Here is a 17058-nt window from a genome sequence, read left to right on the forward strand (position 1 = left end):
GGTGACCGGCCCGTCCGGCTATCCATCGGTCATCCGGCGCTACTGGTATTCGATCGACTGGGATGTGAAGGAGCTTTGGGCTCTTGATCTGCCCGTGGCGGCGGTCGGGATCGAACCGCTGCTCTGGCATCTGGATGTGCCGGTCTGGCCTGACCCCGACGGGCGCCCCTATCGCGTGACCCCGCGCGCGGTGATGGCCGATCCTGCCGGCCATGAGGTGGAATACCGGCGGATCATGGCCGCCGATACCGGTTTCCCGATCGAGGTGATCGACCGGGACGGTCGGCCCATGATCCTTGACGGGATCCATCGGTTGACCCGGCTTTGGGCCGATGGCGCCAAGACGATCAGGATCCGCCATGTGCCCCCTGCCGCTGTGCGCTGGCCTGATCTTTAAAGCGCGTCGAGAAAGGCCCGGTGACCTATCGCCTGAGCGGCGGCCCTTCGATATTCGCTCCGCAGGTTTTCGGTGACCTTGCGGGCATGGGCCCGAAGTCGCGGATCGCCGGACATTTCCTGTTTCGCGGCTTCGCGGCGTGTCAGGCCAAGTCCGTCGAGCACGGGCACATAAAGCTGCTCTTCCACATGGGGCAGGCCTGCGGGAAACGGTGCGAAATCCCCGCGTGACGGCGTCTTGCCTCGCCATTTGTCCAAAAGATCCCTGACCTCGTCCGAGATGCAGGTTTCGGCCACGTGTCGCCAGAACGGCGTGTCGCGCCGTTCGCTGACGTAATGCATGTTGATGAAGGTGCAGAAATCGTCGCCCTGACGCGCCACATCGGCGTTGTAGGCCTCGGGTTCGAACTGCCCCGAAGCCACCTCCGGCAGGTGCCGCTGCGCAAACAGCATCATCTGAACGATCGTGCCATGGATCGATGTGGCCTCCAGCGGTTCGAAGAAACTCTGCGCCAGCCCGGCCGCCACGCAATTGCCGATCCATGCCCTGTCGAGCCGGCCGGCGTTGATCGGAATGTCGTTGCGCGGCTCGATCGGGTGGCCAAGCCGGGCCTCGATCTCGGCGCGGGCTTCGTCGGGCGTGAGGAACGCGTCCGAATAGACATATCCGCAGCCGATGCGCTCCGTCGTGGGGATCTGCCACATCCAGCCCGCATCCTGCGCCCAGGCGAGGGTATAGGGCGCGATCTCGGCTCCGTCCTGATGATCGATCCAGAACGGCATCGCCCGGTTGACCGGCAACCTGTCGCCGTATCCGACCCAGCTTGCGCCCATTTCGGTCTCTATCAAGGCGCGCCGAAACCCGGTGCAATCCACGAAGAAATCGGCCTCGTGTCGCGCGCCGTCCTCAAGGATCAGCGCCCTGATATGCCCGGTCTCGGGGTTGCGCTCGGCCCCCTCGACGAGGGCGTCGATATGTTCGATCCCCCCGGCTTTTGATCTGAGCCACTGACCCACCTTCGCCTGATCAAAGTGGAAGGCGTGGTGGAACGGGCCCAAGGGGATCAGCGTCCCGTCGGTCTTTCGGGCATAGGGCGATCTGTTCCGACGCATGAGTTGCGCGAACAGGTGCGGCTCCGTCACAGACTTGCCCGAGGCAATGCAGTAACGGTCGAGCCAGTTGCCCGCCGGTCCGCCAGCGACCCGATGCGGATCGTCGATCGGCCCGTCGTAATGGTGGCCCTTGTGGCGCCAGTCCTTGTGCCGGATCCCGAACTTGATCGTGGCGCCCGTCGCCCGCAGGAATTCCATCTCATCCAACGCGAGGACCCGCAGCATCTCGCGGAAGACGGCTGTCGTCCCTTCACCCACGCCGATGGTTGGCACCTTGGTCGATTCGATGACAGACAGGTCAAGGGTCAGGCCGGCCCGTTTGCCACCCTCCCGCAGGATCAGCGCACTGAGCCAGCCAGCCGTGCCACCACCCACCACGGTGATCCGGAACGGACGGTCGGGCATGTCAGACAAGGCCCACCTTGCGACGGATATCGTCGTCACGCAGCGAAATGTCCTGTCCCAGCCAGTCGTCGGCGGCCGCGCTGCACATCCACATCAGCGCCTGCGCCGGCCAGTCCGGCGGGATATGATCCGACCAGTCCAGTTGGCTGACACGGTTGATCCCGCTTGCCTTGATCTCGCGCTGCATCTGGGTCGCGACCGTCCCCGGCGACAGACCAAGCGCCCGGATCCCCGCCTCGGCATATTCCGTGTGCAGGCAGCCCGTGAGCATTTTGGCCCCAGCCTTCGACGAACAATAATGTGACCAGGCTTCGATTGGCGAAGTTGCCGCACCCGACGAAATCGTGATGATCGTGCCGCCGCCCGCGTCGATCATATGCGGTAGTGCGGCTCTCATGCCGTGGAACACGCCCTTGAGGTTGATGTCGATCACGTTGCCCCAGTCGTCGGGATCGATCTCGGCGATATGGGCGATCGGCTCGATGATGCCGGCATTGCCGATCAGCACGTCAAGTCTGCCAAACGCCTTGATCGTGGCGTCCACCGCGGCCTCGACCTCCCAGTATCGGCCTACATCGCAGGGGATCGCGATCGCGCTTGGCCCGATTTCGCCGGCGATTTCCGCGATCCGGTCTTCGGTCCGGGCAAGCAGCGCAACCTTCGCGCCGTTCTGCGCAAATAGTCGTGCTGCGGCCTCGCCGATCCCGCGGCTGGCACCTGTGATCATCACCACCTTTTCGGCCATGTTCATCGGGCTTCTCCTTTCCTGCTTTCATTGCCCGTTCCACAGACGTAGATTCGGGGTCGAGATTTCCAGACCTTGACCCGCAAACGCCGGAAACGGAAGCTGGAAGCCAAGGATTTGAACAGGGAAGGGATTCTACCCATGGCATTGAACCTAAAGACAACCGCGACTTGTGCAGCCGCTCTTTTCGCGGCTGGCGCGGCACAGGCCGATGTGACCGCCCAGGATGTCTGGGATCGCTGGCAGGAAGGCCTCGCGGTCTATGGCGAAGAGGGCATCACGATTGGCTCCCAGGAAATGGTTGGCCCCAGCCTGACCATCACCGATCTGACAATGTCGATGACCGACCCTGAAATGGGGGATGTCGAGGTGACGGCCACGATCCCCTCGATCGTCCTGACCGAGAACGGGGATGGAACAGTCAGCGTCGTGATGTCGGAAAGCTATCCGATCCGGATCATCGATTCACCCCAGAACCAGGCCACGGTCATGGTCACGCAGGCAGGACTGGACCTGCAGGTGTCCGGCACGCCCGATGCCATGGTCTACGATATCTCTGCCGACAAGCTGTCCATCTCGCTCGACGAGATCACCGATGGCGGTGAGCCGATGCAGGCCGAAGCCCTTCTGTCGCTCAACGGTGTTTCGGGGAACTACACGGCAAGCTATGGCGATCTGAACACCGTCGTCTATGCCGTCACCACCGGTGGCATCGACATGCTGGTCGACGTGTCCGACCCCGATGGCGAAGGCTATCTCAACTTCTCGGGTCAGATCGCGGATCTTGCGATCGCGGGGGATATCTCGATCCCGGCCGACATGGATTATGACGCGCCCGAGTCGATGTTCATCGACGGGTTTGCCGTCGACACGTCTTACGAATTCGGCCAGTCGGCCTATCTGCTCGATTTCATGGATGGGTCCGACGCCGCCAACGGAACGCTCTCGGCCTCGAACGGGACGTTCGGGCTTTCGATCGACTATGATGCGGTGACCTATTCCACGGGGTTCAGTGATCTCGCGGTGAATTTCACGGCGTCCGATGTGCCGCTTCCGATCGAATTCTCCATCGCCGAATATGACATGGGCATCGACATGCCGCTGAGCAGTTCTGAAACCGCCTCGCCGCTGGGAGCGCGGTTCATTCTGCGCGATCTGGCCATCAGCGACATGATCTGGGGCATGGTCGATCCGGGCGCGTCGCTGCCGCATGACCCGCTGACGGTGGCCATCGAATTGTCTGGCATGGGCCGCCTGTTCTTCGACATGATGGACCCGGCACAGGCCATGCAGGCCACCAGTGGTTCGGATCTTCCGGGTGAACTGGACTCGCTCTCCCTCGATGATCTGACGATTCGCGGCGCTGGCGCCGAGATCCTCGGAAGCGGGGCGTTCACGTTCGATTTCACCGATTTCCAGACGATCCCCGGTGCCCCTCGTCCCGAGGGTGAGCTGAACCTTGCCATCAACGGGGTGAACGGCCTGATCGACACGCTTGTTCAGATGGGTCTTGTGCCCGAACAGCAGGTCATGGGCGCGCAGATGATGATGGGTGCGTTCACCCGTCCCGTCGGCGAGGACATGCTGGAAACCACGATCGAGATCAACAGTGAGGGTCATATCCTCGCAAACGGTCAGCGTCTCCAGTAAGCTGAACGAGGCTAGCCTGAACGCGCCGCGCGGGCCAAAGGGGCCGCGCGGCGTTTCATTTCCGAAAGGAGAACAAGCATGTTTGCCGTTCGCATCGGTACGATTGCCGCACTGACAGCCACTCTTCCTGCCGGACCGCTCATGGCCGATATCACCTCGGCCGACGTCTGGAACAATTCGTCGGCCCTGATCGAGGCCCTTGGCGGCAGTCACGAGGCCGAGTTTCTGCGTGACGGGGACAGTGTCACCATCCGCGGGCACAACGGGTCCTTTGTTCTGCCCATGGGGGCGGGCCGCATCACCTTCGGTATCTCGGACTACACCATGACCGAAGAGGCCGGGACGGTGACCGTTACCTATCCGGCGGGGATGGAAATCACGCTGGGCGCGTCGATCACCGGTGAGGGCGATGCCTCGATGACCATGCGGACGGGAGATACCGCCATCTCCACAATCGCAACCGGCGATCCCGGCGCGGTGAGCTATGTCACGCAGACGGGGCCGTTCTCGCTTGCCCTGACCGATTTCACTGTGTCGTCGGAGCCGTCCTCCACAGCCGAATTCGAGGTCGATATCGACGGCTACACCGCCGAGACCCGGATCGTGGAAGACACGCTTGTCGTCGTCTTTTCCCAATCGGAGATCGGTCGAACCACGACGACGTCCACCTTCAGCGATGGCTTCGGCTTCGAAACCGCCACAGTGGCCGAAACCGGCCCCTCGACCAACACGTTCAGCATGGGGCTGATCCCCGGGGGCGCGGATCTGCTGAACCTGTCCGGCGCGTTGCGGAACGGGATGTATATCACCGCCGAAAGCAGTGCCCAGAACTCCACGTCGCAAAGCCGCACGACGATCGACGGGCGTCTCGAGCAGGAGGACTTCTACGACGTCGAGCGGGCCTCGGGCACCTTCGCACTCGATCGCACGCAGCTTGCCTTTGGCGTCGATGTGGGGCCGGGTATCTTTGAGATGGCGCAGGAATTCATGACGCCGCGGGCATTCGGGATCGATTTTCAGGGCTTTCACATGGACATCGGCGGCCCGATCCTGCGGTCCGATGAAACGCAACCGTTCCGGATCGGGTTCGGCCTCGATGATCTGCGGCTGGGGCCGACGATCTGGGCGCTCTTCGATCCCGACAAGGCGCTGCCGCGGGGGCCTGCGTCGCTCGATCTGTCGATGACGGGCGATGTGATCCTCGATGCGGATTTGCCGGATTTTCTGGCCTTGCCGGAATTGGGCGGGCGGCAGGATGCATCGGTTCAGGTGACCGAGGTCGAGATCGAACGGTTCGGCCTGTCCGCGCTGGGCGTCACGGCGGACAGTTCGGGCGCGTTCAAGCTGGATTACGGGGAGTATTCCGTCTTTCCCGGCGTGCCCTGGCCCGAAGGCGCGGGGCGGGCCGAGATCAAGGGCCTGAACGGTCTGCTCGATGCCCTGATCGACGAGGGATTGATCCCCAGCGAAGAAGCCTTTGGCCTGCGTCTGATGATCAGCCTCGGCACGATCGTCGCGGGCGACGATATCCTCAGTTCCGAGATCGAGTTCACCGAAGACGGCAGGATCATCGCCAACGGACAGCCTTTCAACCTGCCCTGACGGGCATCGCTTCCAGGATGCTTGGCCCCGGTGCCTTGCCGTTCATGCGGCAAGGGCCTACCTCTCCTGCAACACAATCACGCAGGACCCATCATGGCTCATGTTCTTTCCGATCTGGCGCACAAGGCGCTTGAGGCCGCGAAATCCGCAGGGGCCGAAAGCGCCGATGTCGTGGCCGTCGACGGAACCTCGGTCGGTATCGACGTTCGGGACGGTGTTCTCGAACAGGCCGAACGCTCCGAAGGCGTCGATATCGGTCTGAGGGTCTTTGTGGGTCAGCGGCAATCCTGCGTGTCGGTGTCTGATGCGCGAGACGAGGCGATCATACGGATGGCCGAACGCGCGGTCGCCATGGCCCGCGAAGCGCCCGCAGATCCGCACGCGGGTCTGGCGGATCCCGATCAACTGGCCACGGACACCGCGATGGCATGGCTGGAGCTATCGGATCCCACGCCGGAACCGTCTGCCGCCGATCTGGAAGACGATGCCCGCACAGCCGAGGCCGCGGCCCGTGCCGTCGAGGGTGTCACCCGGATCGACAGTGCATCTGCCGGATACAGCCGCCGCCGCATTCACCTTGCCGCGACGACCGGTTTCTCAGCGGGGTATGAGCGGACCGACAGGTCACGCTCCTGCGTTGCCATCGCCGGGGAAGGCACAGGGATGGAGCGGGACTACGACTATGACACCCGCATCTTCCAGTCCGACCTGCGCGACGCGGGCGAAATCGGGACCTCGGCCGGCGAACGTGCGGTCGCCCGCCATGCGCCGCGGCGCCCCAAGACCGGTACCTACCCGGTGCTGTTCGATGAACGGATCGCGAGTTCGCTTGTCGGTCATCTGTTGTCGGCGACGAACGGCGCGATGATCGCCCGAGGCTCCAGCTGGCTTCGCGATGCGCTGGGCGAACAGGTTCTGCCGCAGGGGCTTGATATCATCGAGGATCCGCATCGGGCCCGGACGTCGGCGTCCCGGCTTTTCGACGCCGAGGGGATACCGACCCGCATGAAGAAGATCGTCGATGACGGTCGTCTGACGGGCTGGACGCTCGATCTGGCGACGGCGCGCAAACTCGGTCTCGAGACGACCGGAAATGCCGCGCGCGGCACCGGCGGGCCGCCGTCGCCTTCGGTCACCAATATCGCGCTGACCCAAGGTCCCCACAGCAGGGCAGATCTTCTGAAGGAAATGGGAACGGGCCTTCTGGTCACGTCGATGATCGGGTCGACGATCAACCCCAATACCGGCGATTATTCGCGCGGCGCATCGGGTTTCTGGATCGAGAACGGCGAGATTGCCTTTCCGGTCAGCGAATGCACCGTCGCGGGCAACCTGCGCGAGATGCTGATGCGGATCGTGCCGGCCAATGACGCGCGCCTGCATCTGAGCCGGGTTGTGCCGTCGATCCTGATAGACGGTCTGACGCTTGCCGGTGAGTGATCTCGATCTTGTCGTCAGCGCCGTCCGCGAGGCGGGAAAGCTGGCCCTGCAACACCAGGCCCGGCCGATAAATGTGACGGAAAAGCCCGACGGTGCGGGCCCCGTCACCGAAGCCGACATGGCCGTCGATGAGCTTCTGAAACAGCGGCTTCTGGATAGCCGCCCGGATCATGGCTGGCTGTCCGAAGAAACGCCCGACAATACCGACCGGCTTGGCCCGTCGCGCACATTCATCGTCGATCCGATCGACGGGACCCGGTCTTTCATCGCCGGATCGAAGGATTGGGCCCATTCCGTCGCCATCGTCGAAGACGGGCGTGCCGTCGTAGGGGTCGTCTACCTGCCTGCGCGCGATGCCCTTTACGCGGCCGAGGCCGGGCAGGGCGCGACGCTGAACGGCGACCCCCTGATCATCGGTGACGCACCCGCGATCGGCTGTGCCCGCGTGCTGACGACGAAACCCTCGCTCGCGCCCGAACATTGGCACGGTAACGCCCCCCCGCCCTTCGAGCGTCATTTCCGCTCGTCGCTGGCCTGGCGGCTTTGTCTTGTGGCCGAAGGCGCGTTCGACGCGATGCTGACCCTGCGTCCGGCATGGGAATGGGACATCGCCGCCGGAGCGCTGATCGCCGCCGAAGCCGGGGCCAAGGTCACCGACCGGGCAGGTGCCGCATTGACCTTCAACAAGTCATGGCCCCAGAGCGACGGCGTGCTTGTGGCTCAATCCGGCCTGCACCAGCAGATATCCGAGCGATTGGTCTGACCTCCCGCCACCGGGGTGGGCGGCCTATTTGCGCTTGATCGGGACGATCTTGGCCTGACTGTGGTTGGCGTAGGTGTCCCAGGTGGGGGTGTAGTCCTCGGACTGGTTGCCCCAGACTGTCCAGCCCGGACGGGGGCCGCGGGCGAAGAGCTCCAGCTTTTCTCCGAAGGAACAGGCCTCGATCAGGTCGTATTGTTCGTCTGGCTTGCGGCTGTGTTCGCGTTTCTGAGCGCAGATGATGTTTTCCTGACTGCGCGCGGGGGGCAGCGTGCGCACGTTCTTGCCCCGCACGCCGAACAAGAGGATCTCGGTCACGTTGCGGAAATAGAAGCCGACACCGCGCCTGTCGGGCCCGCCATCCTTCCGGGTCTTGTACCAGATGATGTTCGATTTGTAGCTGAACCCCCAATGCTCCATGACCTTCAGCCCTTCGGGCAGAAGCGCGTTGGGCACCCAGAGGTAAAGATGCGCCTGATCGTCCGCGATCGCCTCGACCGGCATGTCGCAGATATCGTCGAGCCCCATCGTCGGATAGCGCGCGAGGCGCTTGTGTTCCGGCGCCATCTTCCCGGTGCGGTTCTGGAACTGCCAGGGCGGGTCCGCCAGGATCGTCTGGAACTTGCAGCCCCCCAGATCGGAGAGAAGATCATCGGATGCGCTTGTCATGTCTCGCCCTCCTCGAAGAACAGGTCATCTTCATAGAGGCTCGCGCGGATGCCGAACACCAGAATCGGGCAACCCGCCCCGCCGCCGCCTTCGATCCGGGGCAGAAGCTTGGACATGTGGGTCGTCGACGACCCGTAGGACCCCGCCCGCCCCAGCTTGCGAAAGATTTCCTGCAATTCGTCGCAGCGCGTGATGATCACGCCGACGCTGACGGCGCGCAGATCGAACAGCATGCGGAAATTGTTCAGATCCCTGTCATAGAACGGATCCTTGTTGTTCCACTCGATCTCGAGGGCGATCCGATTCCTGTAGCAATCCACCCCATGCGTCGGCGATTCCATAAGCTGGCCATCGACCATCACGGCCGTTTCAAAGCCTTTTTCCAGCCATCCCCGTTCATACAGCCGTTCATCGATGAAGCCCGAGACACGGGATTTCTGTCCGCCGCCTTCGGTGATCCACGACCGGCGCAGCCTGAACTCCGTCAGCACATCGATGATGTCCTGCCATTCCGCCGGAAAATCATGTGCCAGAATCGCGCTGGCATGGCGCCATTCGTGGCATTCGTAATGCGTCCGAACAAAGTCGGGAAGGCGCGTCATGAGCATGGGATGATCCTCGTGACCCCCACATCTAGCGGTGGGGATCCCTCTTGCCAAGCAAGGCTTGCGCCCTTGACCGGTCGCCCCGTTCCCGTAGGTTGCGGCGCGAAGCCGTTTTGCACCAACGTGATCTGAACCAGAGCACAGAAAGGTCTTTCCATGACGCAGCGTCTGCACCTCGTTTTCGGAGGCGAGCTGATCGATCCGACCAAGTCGGCCTTCAAGAATGTCGATGACATCCACGTGGTCGGGATCTTTCCCGATTATGAAACCGCCTATAACGCGTGGAAGGCAGAGGCCCAGCGCACGGTCGATAACGCGCATATGCGGTATTTCATCGCCCATCTGCACCGGCTGCGCGACGAAGGGGCCGAGACGTCCCCGACCGAAGAACTGGGAAGCTGATCCCCGGCTACCCGGACACGGCGTCAATGGCCCGCCCCTTGTCACTCAGGGCTTTGTTTGCGTTGCGGCGCGGCAAACCCGAGGCGCCTGCCGATGGCGGTGCATGGCCCGACAGGCCCGTCGGGCCTTTGGTCTGGTTTCACGCGGGCCGGCCCGAATTCGTGGATGCGGCACTGTCGCTGATGGCCGAGTTCCGTGCCGAGGGCGAGGCGGCGACGCTGCTGCTGACGACGGAACAGGCGACCGAGGTCCGGTCCGGGGGTGACAGGACAATCACGCTCGTCCTGCCCGACGACCGCGGCGAAGATGCGGCGCGGTTCACCGGGCATTGGCAGCCCGATATCCTGATCTGGTCTGGCGGTGGGCTCAGGCCGCGCCTTCTGGATCGCAGCCGCGACCATGGCATGCGGCGGATCCTGATCGACAGTCCGGGCGACGCCGCGCTTGTCGATGCGGGCGGGCCGCTTGTTCCGGGGGTGACCCGGGCGCTTCTGTCCCTGTTCGACGAGGCGCTTTGCTCTGATGCGGAACGCGCGGCACAGTTGATCCGCTCTGGTCTGCCGCAGGATCGTGTCCGACGGATGAACCCGCTGGAATCGGCGCCACCCGTATTGCCTTTCGTCGAGAGCGACCGGCAGGAAATGGCGCGCGCCCTGGGCACCCGGCCTGTCTGGCTGTGCGTCGATCCGTTGCCGGGCGAGATTGATTTCATCATCGCCGCACATCGGCAGGCGGCACGGCGCGCGCACCGGCTCTTGCTGATCATAGCGGCGTCCGAACCCGACACGATCGCGCCGATCCTGTCGGAGGAGGGGCTGGATGTGGCACACCGGCTTGCCGGTGATGAGCCGTCCTTCAACACCGATGTCCTGCTCGCCGATCTGAGCGAGCCCGGCCTTTGGTATCGCCTTGCACCGATGACATTTGTCGGGGGCACGGTTGACGGGGAGCCAAGCCGTGATCCGTTCGAGGCCGCGGCCCTTGGCTCTGCCGTTATCCACGGGCCGGCCGAGGGCCCCTATGGCCATCGCTTCCGCGCATTGCAGGGGGCAGGCGCCAGCAGAAAGATCCAGTCAGGGACCGAGCTTGGCTACGCCGTGGTGGGGCTTTTGTCGGCGGATCGTGCCGCACAATTCGCCCATGCGGGATGGGACGTGGCCACCCGTGGATCAGAGACGATGTCGCACCTGATCGATCGGCTGCGCGAGGCTGTCGACGGATCGGGGGGATAGAGTCCATGCGTGCGCCCGGATACTGGTTCAACCCGCCAGAGCGCCCTGGGCATCTGGCCCGTAGCCTTGCGCCCCTGGGATGGGTCTATGCGCAGGCCACTGCGCGCCGGGTGGCGCGTGCGCCTGCCTATCAGGCGGGCGTTCCGGTCATCTGCGTGGGCAACATCAATGCCGGCGGCACCGGCAAGACACCCACGACAATCGCGATTGTCCAAAGGCTTCAATCCCGGGGGCTGTCGCCTGTGGTCGTCACCCGGGGCTATGGCGGATCGCTGCGCGGGCCGGTCCGGGTCAATCCGGAAAGTCATGATGCCTCTCAGGTCGGGGACGAGGCGCTGTTGCACGCGGCCTTTGCGCCCACCATCGTGGCGGATGACAGGATCGGCGGCTGCAAGCTTGCCGAAGCCGGCCCTTGCGACGTGATCATACTGGATGACGGGCACCAGGATCCGGCGGTCCGGAAATCGCTGTCACTGGTCGTGGTCGATGCCGCGCGGGGCTTTGGCAACGGGCGGGTCATTCCCGCCGGACCCCTGCGCGAGCCGGTCGGCGCAGGTCTTGCGCGCGCCGATGCGGTCGTGTCGATCGGTCCGGCGCCGGCCCAACGACGGTTTGCGCCGAGCCTCGGGACCTTCGATCTGCCGCTGCTGATGGCCGAACTCAAGCCCCTCGCGATGGGTCTGCCGTGGACGGGGCGTCGGGTTCTGGCCTTCGCGGGGATCGGACATCCCGAGAAATTCTTTGCGATGTTGCGGGCCGATGGGGCCGAGGTGATCCGGGCCGAAGCCCTGTCGGATCATCAACCGCTGACCGATGCGCTGATGACGCGCCTGTCTTTGGAGGCCCGAGCCAGCGTCGCGCAACTGGTCACCACCGAAAAGGATTTCGTCCGATTGCCAGCGGGATTCCGGTCACAGGTTCTGTCGGTGCCGGTGCGGCTGGAATTCGACGACCCGTCCGCACTTGATACGCTGTTGGATCGGTTGGGCCTGATCGCAAAGCCTTGATCCCCGGAGGCCCGAGCCGCCGGGGATACACAGGCGCCTACTGATCGGCCAGACGTTCGTCGATCAGGGCCGACAGATCGCTGTAGGACATGTTGGCATACTTCGTGCCGTCGATGATCAGCGTCGGGGTCGATGTCACATTATCGGCTTCGGCATTTTCCTCGAACCACGCGACAAGGGTCTGGGCCATCGTCCCGTCGGACAGGCAGGCATCCAGCGCCTCGGGCTCGATCCCGGCGGTCAGACCGATGCGGCGCAGGTTTCCGGCGATCACGGCCGGGTCGTTGCCACCGGCGATCCAGTCGCGCTGCTGATCATACAGCATTTCGGTGATGCCGAAGAATTTCTCTTCTCCGCCACAGCGCGCGACCATCGACGCCCACAGCCCGAAGCGGTCGAAATAGACTTCGCGGTAGGTGAAGCGCACCATCCCCGTCTCGATGTAATCGGCCTTGAGTTGGGGATACTGGTTTTCGTGGAAGCTGGCGCAATGCGGGCATGTAAAGGAGGCGTATTCGATCACCTCGACAGGCGCATCCTCGGCGCCTATCGACATCTCGACGATGGTCGACACATCGATTTCAGCTGTCTCCTGCGCCGAGGCCGCGCCGGGAAGGGGAAAGTTCGGTTGCGTCGGCTGCGACAGGAACCAGGTCCCGCCCAGAACGGCGGCGGCGGCCAGTGCCGCTACGGGAAGCAATCTTGTCATGTGTCTTTTCTTCCTTTTTCGATCTTCTGCCTTTGCAGGACATTTGTTCCAAGCGCCTCGAGGGCAAGCCGCAGGTCTTCACTTTCGATCCGGGCGGCTGCGTCGGCGGCGGCCCGCCGAATTGCGGGTTCCGGCTCGGTGCCGGTCCTTTTCTTCGCGTGGCCGAATGCGACCCGACCTTCGGCAAATCCGGTGGGCGCGGTCTGCGTGATCCGGATCCGGGCGATGGCCCGATATCCATAGCAGGCATTGACCCGTTCGCGGATCTGATCCTTCTGCATCTCGAGAACTGGTGCGTTCGGCCCGGTTGTCAAAACCGTCAGCGTCGCCCCCAGCCCCTGCCTGCCATAGCTGACATCCACGGGGTTCGCGATGCGGGCAACAGCTTCCCCCACGATTTCCTCCCAATGGGTCAGAAGCCGTGTCACCGCGAAGCCGCGCGATTCCGACGCCGTGCGAATGCGCGATTGCAGCAAGCGCGAGGTCGGGGCGAAACCATGGGTCGTTGATGTGTGGCGGGGCTTTTTCATCGTCCTAGGTCATACTAGACAACCAAAGCGCTTCGCCAGAGAAACCCGACTGTTATCCCATAACGAGAGTGTGAAGGCGAGATCATGCCAATTTCTGACCTGCTTCTGGACTGGTATGACCGTCACGCGCGGGATTTGCCGTGGCGCACCAGCCCTGCCGCGCGGCGGGATGGCGTTCGTCCCGACCCGTATCAGGTCTGGCTGTCCGAGATCATGCTTCAGCAGACCACCGTCGCGGCGGTCAAGGATTACTTCCGGAAGTTCACGGAACGCTGGCCTGAGGTTTCGGATCTGGCGGCAGCCCGCGACGAAGATGTCATGGCCGCATGGGCGGGCCTTGGATACTACGCCCGGGCCCGGAACCTGCTCAAATGCGCCCGCGTCGTGGCCAACGATCATGACGGCCGTTTTCCCGAAGACAGGGAGGTGCTTCTGACGCTTCCGGGGATCGGACCCTATACCGCAAGCGCGATTGCCGCGATCGCCTTCGACGCGCCCGAGACGGTTGTCGATGGCAATGTCGAACGGGTGATGGCGCGGCTGCACGATATCCATGCCCCCTTGCCGGGCAGCAAGCGGGAACTGACCGAACGCGCCGGCGATCACACGCCCCGGCTCCGCGCCGGGGATTACGCACAGGCCGTCATGGATCTGGGCGCCACGATCTGCACGCCGCGCAATCCGGCCTGCGGCATTTGCCCCCTGCGCGACCCTTGCGTGGCGCGCGCGCAGGGAACTGCGGCCGAACTGCCGAAGAAATCGCCCAAGAAACCCAAACCCGTGCGACAGGGCGTGGCCTATGTCGCGCGCCGGGCCGACGGGGCCTGGCTCCTTGAGACGCGCCCGCCTCAAGGGTTGCTGGGCGGGATGCTGGGCTGGCCGGTCACCGACTGGATCGAGGAGGGCATGCCGCCCCATGATCCGCCGATCGAGGCAAATTGGCATGATCCTGCTCTGGAGGCGCGGCACACCTTTACGCATTTCCACCTGAGGCTTGCGATCCGGACGGTGCAGCTTCCGATGGATGCAACGCCCCACCGGGGCGATTTCGTCCCCCATGCAGCCTTCCGGCCCGCCGATCTGCCGACGCTGATGCGCAAGGTCTTTGACCTGTCCCATGCGACGCTTCGCGATCTGGAAGGCGACCCGGAGCTGCCATAGCTTCGCCCACAATCGGATGTAGTATGCGCTTATGAGTTCGAACGTGACATTTGCCAAATCGGAGGTTGGCCGCCTGTGGCGGGCGCTGCCGTTCTGGTCCTCGCTTGTCGTGATCCCGGTTGCCTGGATTGCGGCCATGAATGGCGGCTGGACGATCGCGCTTCTTCCGATCTGCACCTGGTATCTGCATATCGCGCTGGATTCGGTTCTTGGCCTTGAGCTTGAGAATGCCGATCCCGAGACGCCGGAAAGCGGATTGTTCTGGTATCGTCTGGTCACGCTGATCTGGGCGCCAGCCCAGATCGTCACCGTCATCGGGATACTGGCCTATGTCACGTCAGGGGGGCACCTGTCCCTGTTCGAGCAATGGGCCCTCTTTGCAGCGCTTGGGTTGGTCTATGGCACGATCGGCATCAACTTCAGCCACGAGCTGATGCATCAGAAACCACGGACGGAACGATGGTTTTCCGATCTTCTGCTCGCCACCGTGCTGTATTCTCATTTCAGGTCCGAACACCTGCTGGTGCATCACCGCCATGTCGGAACGCCGCGCGACACCGTAACCGCGCGCTTTGGAGAGAGCTTCTACAAGTTCTTTGCCCGCGTGCCGATGCAGGGGCTGCTTTCGGCCTTTGACGCCGAAAAGGCGATGCTGGCCCGCCGGGGCCTGCCGTGGTGGCACCGAACCAACCCGTTCTGGCGATACTGGGCGCTCGAACTGGTGTTTGCCGGGCTTGCCGTCTGGATCGGCGGCTGGTGGGGCTTGTTTCTCTGGTCGACGCAGGCGTTCTGGGCGATCTTTCAGCTCGAACTGGTCAATTACATCGAGCATTACGCACTGACCCGCCGTCATCTTGGCGAGGGAAAGTACGAACATGTTCTGCCCCGGCATTCATGGAATTCGGCGCACAAGGCGTCGAACTGGCTGCTTCTGAACCTTCAGCGCCATTCCGATCACCACTACAAGCCCGACCGCCGGTTCCCGCTCTTGCAGACCTACCACGAGGACGAGGCGCCCCAGCTGCCCCATGGCTATCCGGTCATGACGCTCGCGGCTCTGATCCCGCCCCTGTGGCGGCGGATCATGCATCCCCGCGTGCGGGAATGGCGGCAGGCCTTCTATCCGGACATCGCCGACTGGGGCCCCTACAACAAGGCGCAGACCCCGCTGCCGAGGTCCTGGAGCCCGCCCTAGCGTTCGGCCACCTTCACCAGTGTCTTGCCGAAATTGCCGCCCTCCAGCATCCGGAAGAAGGCGTCGGGCGCATTCTCCAGCCCTTCGGTCACGTCTTCGCGAACCTTGATCCTGCCATCCATGACCATCGGCGCCACCTCGGCATGGAAAGTCGGGAAATCGGCGTAATGGTCAAAGACGATAAATCCGCGCACGCGCAACCTGCGCGTCAGGATGTTGCGCCAGATCAGGGGCAGGGGGGCCGCCTTTTCGACATTGGCTCCGTCATACCACGCGATCATGCCGCAAAGTGCGATCCGGCCGAAATCGTTCATGTTCATGACGGCGGCAGACAAGGTATCGCCGCCCACATTCTCGAAATAGACGTCGATCCCCTGGGGTGCGGCCTCCGCCACGGCCGTTGTCAACGCCGCGGCATCAAGGGCCCGGTGATCCAGACAGGCGTCATAGCCAAGCTCATCCATGGCAAAGGCGCATTTCTCGGGGCCGCCGGCCACGCCGATCGTGCGCAGGCCGCGCGTCTTCGCAAGTTGCCCGGCCATCGCGCCCACGGCGCCGGTCGCGGCGCTGACAAGGATCGTCTCGCCCTGCGCTGCGCCGGTGATCTCGCCCAGTCCGGTCCAGGCGGTGAAGCCGGGCATACCCAGAACGCCAAGCGCGGTTGAGATCGGCGGCCCCTCGGGTACCTTCACGACATCTCGACCGTCCGAAATTGCATGATCCGTCCAGCCAAAGCCGCCCAGCACGATATCGCCCTCGGCGAACCCCGGATGTCGGCTGGCCACGACCTCGCCCACGGCCTGCGCCGTCATGATCCCGCCGATCTCGACGGGCGGGGTATAGGATTTCCCGGCATTCATGCGCCCGCGCATATAGGGATCGAGCGACAGCCACAGGATCCGGACCAGAAACTCGCCCTCGCCGGGGTCGGGCAGGGTATCCTGCGTCATTCCGAAATTCTCGTGGCTTGCAGCACCTTTGGGGCGCGATTTCAGTCGGATCGACCGGGCGTTTGTCATGATGCTCTCTCTTTCTTGCGGAGCCGGGGGTGGGGCAGACACTGTGATGTGCGGATCGCTCATGCAATCCGAAATGCGCCGGGTCGCGTCAGCGCCGCCGCTTGCCGGGCACGCGCGAGTCGAAATCCGGTGGGCGTTTGCGGATCCAGCCGATGAACTTCTCCAACCTCGGATGCGTGCGCAGTTTCTCCGGCGTGTTCCACTCCCGGGCAAGCTCGTTTTCGGTCAGGGTCGCGTGGATCTCTCGATGGCACAAGTGGTGCAACAGAACGGTCGGACCTCCCTTGCCGCCGCGCAGCTTGGGGATCAGGTGGTGCTGGCTTTGCGGGACGCCTTCGGGGATCGGGCGGCCACACAGGGCGCAGATCGGATCGATGGTTTCGGTCATCGCTTGTGATTTTCCGTCGGTTGCTGAATC

The 17058-nt window shown here is 63.6% G+C and carries 18 protein-coding genes; 10 read left to right on the forward strand and 8 right to left on the reverse strand.

The genetic code is table 11. The annotated features are described in order from the left end of the window. Position 1: 1 nt before the first annotated feature. A complete protein-coding gene (locus EP376_RS11740) occupies positions 2 to 397 on the forward strand; it encodes a hypothetical protein (protein WP_127655710.1) in 396 nt (131 codons plus the stop codon). Here EP376_RS11740 and EP376_RS11745 read toward each other — a convergent pair. Next, positions 394 to 1914 carry a tryptophan halogenase family protein gene (locus tag EP376_RS11745; RefSeq protein WP_127655711.1) on the reverse strand — a complete coding sequence of 507 codons (1521 nt, stop codon included), beginning with the start codon at positions 1912 to 1914 and terminating at the stop codon, positions 394 to 396. The genes EP376_RS11740 and EP376_RS11745 overlap by 4 nt on opposite strands. A gap of 1 nt (position 1915) precedes the next feature. Then, the gene (locus tag EP376_RS11750) at positions 1916 to 2665 is read right to left on the reverse strand and encodes an SDR family oxidoreductase (RefSeq protein ID WP_127655712.1); all 750 of its coding nucleotides are present in this window, start codon (positions 2663 to 2665) and stop codon (positions 1916 to 1918) included. A gap of 135 nt (positions 2666 to 2800) precedes the next feature. Between EP376_RS11750 and EP376_RS11755 the strand changes: the two genes are divergently transcribed. The 4 genes from EP376_RS11755 (at position 2801) to EP376_RS11770 (ending at position 8114) form a co-directional block, all read left to right on the forward strand. Beyond that, positions 2801 to 4309 (forward strand): DUF2125 domain-containing protein, encoded by a 1509-nt coding sequence (locus EP376_RS11755; protein ID WP_127655713.1) that lies wholly within the window; start codon positions 2801 to 2803, stop codon positions 4307 to 4309. Positions 4310 to 4387: 78 nt separating this feature from the next. Then, positions 4388 to 5911: a hypothetical protein gene (locus tag EP376_RS11760; RefSeq protein ID WP_127655714.1), complete on the forward strand. Its 1524-nt coding sequence runs from the start codon at positions 4388 to 4390 to the stop codon at positions 5909 to 5911. A gap of 93 nt (positions 5912 to 6004) precedes the next feature. Next, entirely contained in the window at positions 6005 to 7351 is a 1347-nt protein-coding gene (locus EP376_RS11765) for a TldD/PmbA family protein (RefSeq protein ID WP_127655715.1), read from the forward strand. After that, on the forward strand, positions 7344 to 8114 hold the full coding sequence (locus EP376_RS11770) for a 3'(2'),5'-bisphosphate nucleotidase CysQ (RefSeq protein WP_338068399.1): 771 nt from the start codon (positions 7344 to 7346) through the stop codon (positions 8112 to 8114). Before EP376_RS11765 ends, EP376_RS11770 begins: the two co-directional genes overlap by 8 nt. A 24-nt stretch (positions 8115 to 8138) precedes the next feature. On the opposite strand, the gene EP376_RS11775 is transcribed toward EP376_RS11770, so the two are convergent. Further along, entirely contained in the window at positions 8139 to 8780 is a 642-nt protein-coding gene (locus EP376_RS11775) for an MT-A70 family methyltransferase (RefSeq protein WP_127655717.1), read from the reverse strand. Beyond that, entirely contained in the window at positions 8777 to 9388 is a 612-nt protein-coding gene (locus EP376_RS11780) for a BglII/BstYI family type II restriction endonuclease (RefSeq protein ID WP_127655718.1), read from the reverse strand. Before EP376_RS11780 ends, EP376_RS11775 begins: the two co-directional genes overlap by 4 nt. Positions 9389 to 9541: 153 nt before the next feature. On the opposite strand from EP376_RS11780, the gene EP376_RS11785 reads away from it, so the two are divergent. The 3 genes from EP376_RS11785 to lpxK are packed head-to-tail and all read left to right on the forward strand — an operon-like array spanning position 9542 to position 12026. Then, entirely contained in the window at positions 9542 to 9787 is a 246-nt protein-coding gene (locus EP376_RS11785) for a DUF4170 domain-containing protein (protein ID WP_127655719.1), read from the forward strand. 26 nt (positions 9788 to 9813) lie between these two features. Further along, a complete protein-coding gene (locus tag EP376_RS11790; protein WP_127655720.1) occupies positions 9814 to 11019 on the forward strand; it encodes a 3-deoxy-D-manno-octulosonic acid transferase in 1206 nt (401 codons plus the stop codon). 5 nt (positions 11020 to 11024) lie between these two features. Then, entirely contained in the window at positions 11025 to 12026 is a 1002-nt protein-coding gene (gene lpxK / locus EP376_RS11795) for a tetraacyldisaccharide 4'-kinase (RefSeq protein WP_127655721.1), read from the forward strand. A gap of 37 nt (positions 12027 to 12063) precedes the next feature. On the opposite strand, the gene EP376_RS11800 is transcribed toward lpxK, so the two are convergent. Continuing rightward, positions 12064 to 12735: a DsbA family protein gene (locus tag EP376_RS11800; RefSeq protein ID WP_127655722.1), complete on the reverse strand. Its 672-nt coding sequence runs from the start codon at positions 12733 to 12735 to the stop codon at positions 12064 to 12066. Continuing rightward, positions 12732 to 13265, reverse strand: a complete 534-nt coding sequence (locus EP376_RS11805) for a DUF721 domain-containing protein (protein WP_127655723.1) — start codon at positions 13263 to 13265, stop codon at positions 12732 to 12734. The genes EP376_RS11800 and EP376_RS11805 overlap by 4 nt, the downstream gene beginning before the upstream one ends. 84 nt (positions 13266 to 13349) lie before the next feature. Here EP376_RS11805 and mutY point away from each other — a divergent pair, with 84 nt between their 5' ends. Together mutY and EP376_RS11815 are read left to right on the forward strand one after the other, a co-directional pair. Further along, positions 13350 to 14426 (forward strand): A/G-specific adenine glycosylase, encoded by a 1077-nt coding sequence (mutY, locus tag EP376_RS11810; RefSeq protein ID WP_127655724.1) that lies wholly within the window; start codon positions 13350 to 13352, stop codon positions 14424 to 14426. A 31-nt stretch (positions 14427 to 14457) separates the two neighbouring features. Then, positions 14458 to 15621, forward strand: a complete 1164-nt coding sequence (locus EP376_RS11815) for an alkane 1-monooxygenase (RefSeq protein ID WP_127655725.1) — start codon at positions 14458 to 14460, stop codon at positions 15619 to 15621. Here the strand turns inward: EP376_RS11815 and EP376_RS11820 are convergent. Both EP376_RS11820 and EP376_RS11825 read right to left on the reverse strand, forming a co-directional pair. Further along, positions 15618 to 16640, reverse strand: coding sequence for an NADP-dependent oxidoreductase (locus EP376_RS11820; protein WP_127655726.1), 1023 nt, complete (start codon positions 16638 to 16640; stop codon positions 15618 to 15620). The two genes, EP376_RS11815 and EP376_RS11820, sit on opposite strands and share 4 nt — an antisense overlap. An 88-nt stretch (positions 16641 to 16728) precedes the next feature. After that, positions 16729 to 17028, reverse strand: a complete 300-nt coding sequence (locus tag EP376_RS11825) for an HNH endonuclease (RefSeq protein WP_127655727.1) — start codon at positions 17026 to 17028, stop codon at positions 16729 to 16731. Positions 17029 to 17058 lie beyond the last annotated feature (30 nt).

The organism is Alexandriicola marinus, assembly GCF_004000435.1.
GTDB classification, from domain to species: Bacteria; Pseudomonadota; Alphaproteobacteria; order Rhodobacterales; family Rhodobacteraceae; genus Alexandriicola; species Alexandriicola marinus.

Coding starts and splice junctions, on each gene's coding strand:
- mutY (WP_127655724.1), top strand. CDS start 13,350: ATGCCAATTTCTGACCTGCTTCTGGACTGGTATGACCGTCACGCGCGG.
- EP376_RS11785 (WP_127655719.1), top strand. CDS start 9,542: ATGACGCAGCGTCTGCACCTCGTTTTCGGAGGCGAGCTGATCGATCCG.
- EP376_RS11815 (WP_127655725.1), top strand. CDS start 14,458: ATGAGTTCGAACGTGACATTTGCCAAATCGGAGGTTGGCCGCCTGTGG.
- EP376_RS11745 (WP_127655711.1), bottom strand. CDS start 1,914: ATGCCCGACCGTCCGTTCCGGATCACCGTGGTGGGTGGTGGCACGGCT.
- EP376_RS11765 (WP_127655715.1), top strand. CDS start 6,005: ATGGCTCATGTTCTTTCCGATCTGGCGCACAAGGCGCTTGAGGCCGCG.
- EP376_RS11820 (WP_127655726.1), bottom strand. CDS start 16,640: ATGACAAACGCCCGGTCGATCCGACTGAAATCGCGCCCCAAAGGTGCT.
- EP376_RS11805 (WP_127655723.1), bottom strand. CDS start 13,265: ATGAAAAAGCCCCGCCACACATCAACGACCCATGGTTTCGCCCCGACC.
- EP376_RS11750 (WP_127655712.1), bottom strand. CDS start 2,665: ATGAACATGGCCGAAAAGGTGGTGATGATCACAGGTGCCAGCCGCGGG.
- EP376_RS11790 (WP_127655720.1), top strand. CDS start 9,814: ATGGCCCGCCCCTTGTCACTCAGGGCTTTGTTTGCGTTGCGGCGCGGC.
- EP376_RS11780 (WP_127655718.1), bottom strand. CDS start 9,388: ATGCTCATGACGCGCCTTCCCGACTTTGTTCGGACGCATTACGAATGC.
- lpxK (WP_127655721.1), top strand. CDS start 11,025: ATGCGTGCGCCCGGATACTGGTTCAACCCGCCAGAGCGCCCTGGGCAT.
- EP376_RS11800 (WP_127655722.1), bottom strand. CDS start 12,735: ATGACAAGATTGCTTCCCGTAGCGGCACTGGCCGCCGCCGCCGTTCTG.
- EP376_RS11755 (WP_127655713.1), top strand. CDS start 2,801: ATGGCATTGAACCTAAAGACAACCGCGACTTGTGCAGCCGCTCTTTTC.
- EP376_RS11825 (WP_127655727.1), bottom strand. CDS start 17,028: ATGACCGAAACCATCGATCCGATCTGCGCCCTGTGTGGCCGCCCGATC.
- EP376_RS11775 (WP_127655717.1), bottom strand. CDS start 8,780: ATGACAAGCGCATCCGATGATCTTCTCTCCGATCTGGGGGGCTGCAAG.
- EP376_RS11760 (WP_127655714.1), top strand. CDS start 4,388: ATGTTTGCCGTTCGCATCGGTACGATTGCCGCACTGACAGCCACTCTT.